Consider the following 7,882-nt stretch of genomic DNA (forward strand, 5'->3'; position numbering starts at 1 on the left):
CCGCCGCGGCGCTCGATCGGCGGAAATTGCCGCCACTTCACTTCCTGTGAATAGCTTATCCAGAGAATTATCCACAGCCTCGAGGACACGACACGACATGACGACCTCCGCCCAGCTCTTCGCCCAGGCCTGCCGGCATATCCCCGGTGGGGTCAACTCCCCGGTACGCGCCTTCAAGGGGCTGCAGCGTCCGCCGATATTCATGGAACGCGCCCAGGGCGCCTACCTGTTCGATGTGGAAGGCCAGCGCTACGTGGACTACGTGGGCTCCTGGGGGCCGATGATTACCGGTCATGCCGATCCGGACGTGCTGGGGGCGGTGCGTGGGCGCCTCGACAACGGCCTCTCCTTCGGCACCCCCACCGCCATCGAGACCACCATGGCGGACCTAATCTGCGAGATGATCCCCTCCATCGAGATGGTGCGCATGGTCAACTCCGGCACCGAGGCCACCATGTCGGCGATCCGCCTGGCGCGTGGCGTCACCGGCCGCGACAAGATCGTCAAGTTCGAGGGCAACTACCATGGCCACTCCGACTCGCTGCTGGTCAAGGCGGGCTCCGGGGCGCTGACCCACGGCGAGCCGAGCTCTCCCGGCGTGCCGGCGTCCCTGGCCGAGCACACCATCACCCTGTCCTACAACGATATCGATGCCGTGGAGCAGTGTTTCGAGGAGATCGGTGATCAGGTGGCCTGCATCATCGTCGAGCCGGTGGCCGGCAACATGAACTGCATCCCGCCCCAGCCCGGCTTCCTGGAGAGCCTGCGTCGGGTCTGCAATGCCCACGACAGCGTGCTGATCTTCGACGAGGTGATGACCGGCTTCCGGGTGGCCATGGGCGGTGCCCAGGCCCACTACGGCGTGCGCCCCGACCTCACCTGCCTGGGCAAGATCGTCGGCGGCGGCATGCCGGTGGGTGCCTTCGGCGGCAGCGAGACCATCATGTCCAATATCTCGCCGCTGGGCCCCATCTATCAGGCGGGCACCCTCTCCGGCAACCCGCTGGCCATGGCGGCAGGCATCGCCTTGCTGACCAAGCTGCGCGAGCCGGGTTTCCATGATGCCCTGGCCCAGCGCGTCGAGACCCTCTGCCACGGTCTCCAGGAGCGCGCCGATGCGGCCGGCGTGGAGATGATCACCCAGCGTGCCGGTGGCATGTTCGGCCTCTTCTTCACCGGCCAGAGCCGGGTCGACAACTTCGCCCAGGCCACCGCCTGTGACGCCGACGCCTTCCGTCGCTTCTTCTCTGCGATGCTCGACGAGGGGGTCTACCTGGCGCCTTCCGCCTACGAGGCGGGCTTCATGTCCAGCGCCCACACGCCGGAGGATATCCAGTTCACCCTGGATGCCGCCGAGAAGGCCTTCGCGGCCATGCAACGTCAAGACTGAGCAGCGTCAGGACTGACGCCTCATCGAATCACCACCGGGAGAACTGCCATGCGTCATACCCTGGATGCCGACAAGGCCGGTAGTGGCGAAAGTCTGGAGCTGGAGGCGCTCATCGATGCCCTGGTGGCCTATCACCGTGGGGCGGCTTCCCATGATGCCGAAGCCCAGGCCGCCGGACATCCATTGACGCTGGCCATGGGGGCCGAACTGGCGGCCATCCGCGAGGCCCTGCTGGATGAGGAGGAGCGCGAGCGACTCGATCAGCTGGGCGACTGGCTGGAGCAGGACCTGGTGCGCCTGACACCCATCCTCGAGGCCCGCGCCGCACGCCGGGTGCCGAGCTGGGCGCTGCGTCACCCCGCCAGCCGGCTGTGCCACGCCGGTCGACCGCTGCTGGTGAATGCCATCGGGCGCGACCTGGAGGTGCCGGGTGCCGAGCTTGCCGACGATCCGGCCAGCGACCTCGCGGCGCTGCTGGTCGGCCTGGAGGGGCGCGAGACCCCGGAACTGACGCGGCTGGCGCTGGATCGCTATCTGCGCCACTCGGGCGACTACGAGCTCTCCCGACTGCTGTCGCTATTCGGCACCTGCCATGCGCTGACCGCCGCCAGGCGCGCCCTGCGTCGCCGCCCCGCCCGGGGGCTCGATCCGGAACACCCCGCCCTGCAGGCCGAGAGCATGGCCGAGTGTCGTCGCTACCTGGCACTGGCCGAACGCATCGCCGAATTCCGTTTCCCGCCGCTGGTCATCGCCGTGGGCGTCTCGGGCAGCGGCAAGAGTCGCTTTACCCGGGGGCTGGTCACCGGGCTGGGGGCGATCCGGGTCAGCTCCGAGGCGGAACGCCAGCGTCTCGCCCAGGCCGATGACGCCTCGATCCATCCACAGGGCGATGATGGCTCCGCGGCTGTGGATATCTTCGGCGAGGCGGCTACGGAGGCGACCTATCGGCGCCTCGCCGCCTGTGCCGGCTATCTGCTGGATGCCGGCATCCCCGCCTGCGTGGATGCCACCTGCCTGACCCGTGCCCAGCGTGACCAGCTGCGTCAGCAGGCCGAGGCCCGCGGCCTGCCCTGCCTGCTGGTCAGCTTCGAGGCCGACGACGCCACCTTGCGCCGGCGTATCGAGAAGCGTGCCTCACGCCAGGGCGTAGCCGTCGAGGAGAGCCTGGCGGTGCTGGCGCAGCAGCAGCAACGTTTCGAGCCGTTCGCCGACGAGGAGCGCCTGCACCTGGTCCATCTCGACACCACTGCGGACAATGCCGCCGAGTCCCTGCTGAGCCTTATCGAGGAGCATGTGAAGCTTGCCTGAGAGGAATCCCATGACCCCCATTGCTAGCCTGGTGCTGGCCAGTGGCAATCCCGGCAAGCTGCGCGAGTTCGCCCAGCTGCTGGCGCCGCTGGGCATGCAGGTGCGCCCCCAGTCAGACTTCGCCGTACCCGAGGTGGAGGAAACCGGCCTGACCTTCGTCGAGAACGCCCTGCTCAAGGCGCGCGAGGCCAGCCGCGTCAGTGGCCTGCCGGCCCTGGCCGATGATTCCGGCCTGGAGGTCGATGCCCTCCACGGGGCCCCCGGCATCTATTCCGCCCGCTATGCCGGCGAGCCGAAGAGCGACGAGCGCAACAACGCGCGCCTGCTCGAGGCGCTGGCCGAGGTGCCCGAGGGAGCTCGCAGCGCGCGCTACTGGTGCGTGCTGGTGCATCTGCGTCATCCCGAGGATCCGGTGCCGAGGATCGTTCAGTGCAGCTGGGAGGGCGAGATCCTGGCCCATCCGCGCGGCGAGGGAGGCTTCGGCTACGACCCGTTGTTCTGGCTGCCCGACCAGGGCATGAGCGTGGCCGAGCTGCCGGCGGCGGAGAAGAACCGGCTGAGCCATCGCGGCCGGGCCCTGCAGGCCCTGGTCGAGCAGTTCCGCCAGGACCACGGGAGCCACTGATGGCGCTGCCCCCACTGGCGCTCCCCCCGCTGGCCCTCTATGTGCACGTGCCCTGGTGCGTGCGCAAGTGCCCCTACTGCGACTTCAACTCCCACGCTGTCGGCCGCTCCGCAGGCCTGCCCGAGGAGACGTATCTCGCCGCCCTGCTCTCCGACCTCGATGCCGACCTGCCGCTGGCCGCGGAGCGGGAGCTGGTCAGCCTGTTTATCGGGGGCGGCACGCCGAGCCTGCTCTCTGCCGACTTCTATCGGCGCCTGCTGGCAGGCGTGGCCGAGCGCCTGCCCCTGGCCCACGATATCGAGATCACCCTCGAGGCCAATCCCGGTACCCTGGAGCGCGGTCGCTTCGCCGGCTACCGTGAGGCGGGCATCAATCGCCTGTCGCTGGGCGTGCAGAGTTTCCAGGCGCCACAGCTCGCGGCACTGGGGCGAATCCACAGCGGTGATGATGCCGAGGCGGCCTTTTCCGAAGCGCGCCAGGCGGGCTTCGACAACCTCAACGTCGACCTCATGCATGGGCTTCCCGGGCAGACGCCGGAACTGGCGTTGAAGGACCTTCAGCATGCCCTGGCGCTGGAGCCGGAACACCTCTCCTGGTACCAGCTCACCCTGGAGCCCAATACAGAGTTCTACCGCTACCCGCCGGCCCTGCCCGAGGAGGAGGCGTTGTGGGAGATCCAGGATCAAGGCCATGAGTGCCTCGAGGCGGCGGGATTCCAGCGCTACGAGATCTCGGCCTATGCCCGGGAGGGGCGCCGCTCACGCCACAACCTCAACTACTGGCGGTTCGGCGACTACCTGGGCATCGGTGCCGGCGCCCACGGCAAACTGAGCGCCCCGGGCGAGGATGGCCGCTTGCGCATCGAGCGACGCTGGAAGAGCCGCCAGCCCGAGGCCTATCTGCGGCGTCGTCATGATCCGCGAGGGTTCGTGGCCGATGCGCATCCCGTCGACGAGGCCGACCTGCCGCTAGAGTTCGCCATGAACGCGTTGCGGCTGCCCGAGGGCGTGCCACTGACGCTATGGAGCGAGACCACCGGCCTGCCGGAAGCGGTGCTGGTCGAGCGTCTCGCCAACGCACGCAAAAAAGGACTTCTGGTGGAAGATAGCCAAAGGGTTCAAGCTTCCCCCCGAGGTCTACTATTCTTGAACGAACTGCTGGCGTCCATCGACGAGTCCTGATGGTGCCTGTGCTACGCTCATCGCAATCGCTGCCATTGACGGCCCCAGGGATGAACGAACGGGCCAATGACCAATGACCCAAACCAAGGAGAACGCCAAGATGACCAAGCCACTTCGTTTCATGGCCCCGCTGGCCGCTGCCGTGCTGCTGGCCGGCTGTGCCACCACTGACCCCTACAGCGGCCAGACCGACCGCAACCAGACCGGCACCGGTGCCGCCATCGGTGCCGTGGTCGGCGCCGCCGCCGGCGCACTGAGCGGCGACGGCAGCACCAGTCGCCGCGACCGTGCGCTGGTGGGGGCTGCCGTGGGTGCCGCAGCGGGTGCCGGTGTTGGCGCCTACATGGACCGCCAGGAGGAGCAGCTTCGCCAGAGCACCCAGGGCACCGGCATCGGCGTCGACCGGCGCGGTGACGATATCGTGCTCAACATGCCCAGTGAGGTCACCTTCGGCTTCGACTCCAGCGAGCTGACCTCCAACGCGCGCAATGCCCTCAACGAGGTGGCCAGGGTACTGACCCAGTACGACGATACCCGCGTCAATATCGGTGGCCACACCGACAGCACCGGTGATGCCGCCTACAACCAGCGGCTCTCCGAGCGCCGCGCCCAGGCGGTGGGCAACTACCTGGCCCAGGCTGGTGTCGCCGGCAGCCGCCTCAACATGACCGGCTATGGCGAGAACCAGCCGGTGGCCAGCAACAACACCGAGCAGGGGCGTGCCCAGAACCGTCGCGTCGAGATTACCCTGACGCCGATCGAGAGCCGCTTCGAGTAAGCGCTACCTCGAACCCCAGCGGTAACCCATCGGGCTCGCCACTCCTGTGGTGGGCCCTTTCTCTGACCTTTTCTCTCTCGTTGCCGATACGCGGGTCCGCACCCATGCTCTCCTACCAGCACGCCTACCATGCCGGTAATTTTGCCGACGTTCACAAGCACCTGACCCTGCACGGGGTCATCAACCACCTGTTACGTAAAGAATCTCCAGTTACGTTCATAGATACCCATGCCGGTCGCGGCCTCTATCCCCTGGCCGCGGAGGAGACATCCCGGCTGCATGAGTATCGCCAGGGCGTCCTGCCCCTGTGGGAGGAGCGCGAGTCACTCATGGATGAGGCGCTGCTGGGCGACTGGCTGGCGGCACTGGTCGAGGCGCAGCCGGAGCCCCGCCGCCTGAGCCACTATCCGGGCTCGCCCTGGTGGATGGGGCGGCGACTGCGCTCCGGTGACCGCCAGCTGCTCTTCGAGCTGCATCCCGGGGAGCATGCCCATCTGGCGGGCCAGCCGCTGGAGGGGGATATCCGCACGATTCATGGCGACGGACTGAAGGGACTCGTCGACCGGCTGCCGGTGAAGACGCCGCGCCTGTGTGTGCTGATCGATCCGAGCTACGAGCGCAAGCAGGAGTATGTCGAGGTGGCCCAGGCGCTGCTGGCGACACTGCACAAGGCGCGGCATGCCGTGGTGCTGGTGTGGTACCCGTTGCTGCCGGCAGGCCGGCACCACGAGCTGCTCGATGCCGTGAAGGCCGGTGGCGTACGCAAGGTGCGTATTCCGGGGCATCGTGACCGCCCGTTCCGATCTATCGTGACCGACCATTCCGGGCCAACGTGACCGGCCATTCCATTTCATCGTGACCGATTTCGGCCTCTTTCCCGGAATCCGCGGTCACGATGTCGGAATCATCGGTCACGTTCCCGGAATCTCACCTAACTCGCTGGAATGATTCGGACTTTTACGGCATACCCTTCCTTTTGCCTGCGCTCCAGGAGAGGGACATGCCAGCACCGAGGATTCCCATGCGAACCATCACCGAGGTGTTGCGCCTCAAGTACGACGCCGGCCTCAGCCACGAGAAGATTGCCCGGGCCTGCGGCCTCTCCAAGGGCGTGGTCAGCAAGTACGTCAGCCTGGCCCAGGTGGCCGGCATCCGCTGGCCGTTGCCCGACGGCACCGACGAGGCGGCGCTGGAGGCGCGGCTGTTCCCGGCCAAATCGCCGCCGGTGCGCTTCTCAGCGCCGGACTACTTCCAGGTCCACCAGGCACTCAAGCGCAAGGGCGTCACCCTGCAGCTGCTGTGGGCGGAGTACGTCGAGGTCCATGGCGACAAGGCCTACCGCTACAGTCGATTCTGCGACCATTACCGCGCCTGGCGGGAACGCCAGCGGCGCAGCATGCGCCAGGTCCACCGTGCCGGCGAGAAGCTGTTCATCGACTACTGCGGCCCGACCGTGCCGATCATCAACCAGGCCACCGGCGAGGAGCGACGGGCCCAGGTGTTTGTTGCCGTGCTGGGCGCCTCCAGCTACACCTATGCCGAGGCCACCTGGAGCCAGGCGCTGCCCGACTGGATCGCTTCTCACCAGCGCACCTTCCAGCTTCTGGGCGGTGTCCCCGAGCTACTGGTGCCCGACAACCTGAAGAGCGCCGTGACGCGGGCATGTCGCTACGAGAGCCAGCTCAACGCGACCTACGCCGAGATGGCCCAGCACTACCAGGTCGCGGTGCTGCCGGCGCGGCCTTACAAGCCCAAGGACAAGGCCAAGGCGGAAGCCGCGGTGTTGTTGGTGGAGCGCTGGATCCTGGCCCGCCTGCGCCACCACACCTTCTTCACGCTGGCCTCGCTGAATCAGGCCATCCGCGAGCTGCTGGAGGACCTCAACCGCCGCCCCTTCCAGGGCCGCGAGGAGAGCCGGCGCGACCTGTTCGTGGCCATCGACCGGCCAGTGCTGCGCCCGCTGCCGGAGACGCCCTACGAGTACGCCGAGTGGCGCAAGGCCAGGCCCGGCATCGACTACCACCTCGATCTCGACAAACGCTTCTACAGCGTCCCGCACAGCCTGGTCGGCCAGGTGCTGGAAGTACGGCTGACCCACGCCATGGTGGAGGTGTTCCACAAGGGGCACCGAGTGGCGGCGCACCCGCGCCACGCGCCGGGGCGTTTCTCGACCCTGGCCGAGCACATGCCCAAGCGCCACCAGGCGCACCGCGACTGGTCGCCAAGCCGCTTCCTGGCGTGGGCCAAGGGCATCGGCGTCGCCACGCTGGAGATGACCCAGCGGCAGCTGCAGGACCGTCCCCATCCCGAGCATGGCTACCGTGCCTGCCTGGGGCTGCTGCAGCTCAGCCGGCGCTACGGCAAGGACCGCCTGGAGCAGGCCTGCGCGCATGCCTTGGCGATCCCCACCACCCGCTACGCCAGCATCGCCTCGATCCTCAAGCAGGGGCTGGATCAGCAGCCGATGCTGACGCTCCCCGAGGCGCTTGACGACCTGCCGCCCCACACCAACGTGCGCGGTGCCGAGTACTACCACTGACCCGAGGAGACGACCGATGATGACCCAGCCCCTGCTCGACACCCTGCGCCACCTCAAGCTG

The 7,882-nt window shown here is 67.7% G+C and carries 7 protein-coding genes; all 7 read left to right on the forward strand.

What is annotated here, in order from left to right; translation table 11 throughout:
• Positions 1–97: 97 nt before the first annotated feature.
• The gene (gene hemL, locus LWH48_RS12550) at positions 98–1,390 is read left to right on the forward strand and encodes a glutamate-1-semialdehyde 2,1-aminomutase (protein WP_161431925.1); all 1,293 of its coding nucleotides are present in this window, start codon (positions 98–100) and stop codon (positions 1,388–1,390) included.
• 48 nt (positions 1,391–1,438) lie between these two features.
• On the forward strand, positions 1,439–2,698 hold the full coding sequence (locus tag LWH48_RS12555; RefSeq protein WP_232912832.1) for an AAA family ATPase: 1,260 nt from the start codon (positions 1,439–1,441) through the stop codon (positions 2,696–2,698).
• A 10-nt stretch (positions 2,699–2,708) separates the two neighbouring features.
• Positions 2,709–3,323: an RdgB/HAM1 family non-canonical purine NTP pyrophosphatase gene (gene rdgB, locus LWH48_RS12560; protein ID WP_232912833.1), complete on the forward strand. Its 615-nt coding sequence runs from the start codon at positions 2,709–2,711 to the stop codon at positions 3,321–3,323.
• Positions 3,323–4,504, forward strand: coding sequence for a radical SAM family heme chaperone HemW (gene hemW / locus LWH48_RS12565; RefSeq protein ID WP_232912834.1), 1,182 nt, complete (start codon positions 3,323–3,325; stop codon positions 4,502–4,504). Before rdgB ends, hemW begins: the two co-directional genes overlap by 1 nt.
• A 100-nt stretch (positions 4,505–4,604) precedes the next feature.
• Positions 4,605–5,282 (forward strand): OmpA family protein, encoded by a 678-nt coding sequence (locus LWH48_RS12570; RefSeq protein WP_161431929.1) that lies wholly within the window; start codon positions 4,605–4,607, stop codon positions 5,280–5,282.
• A 104-nt stretch (positions 5,283–5,386) separates the two neighbouring features.
• Positions 5,387–6,118 carry a 23S rRNA (adenine(2030)-N(6))-methyltransferase RlmJ gene (rlmJ, locus tag LWH48_RS12575; RefSeq protein ID WP_232912835.1) on the forward strand — a complete coding sequence of 244 codons (732 nt, stop codon included), beginning with the start codon at positions 5,387–5,389 and terminating at the stop codon, positions 6,116–6,118.
• A gap of 164 nt (positions 6,119–6,282) precedes the next feature.
• On the forward strand, positions 6,283–7,821 hold the full coding sequence (istA, locus tag LWH48_RS12580) for an IS21 family transposase (RefSeq protein ID WP_232912836.1): 1,539 nt from the start codon (positions 6,283–6,285) through the stop codon (positions 7,819–7,821).
• The last annotated feature ends 61 nt before the right edge of the window (positions 7,822–7,882 follow it).

Source organism: Halomonas sp. G15, from assembly GCF_021282295.1.
In the GTDB taxonomy this organism is placed as follows: Bacteria; Pseudomonadota; Gammaproteobacteria; order Pseudomonadales; family Halomonadaceae; genus Halomonas; species Halomonas alimentaria.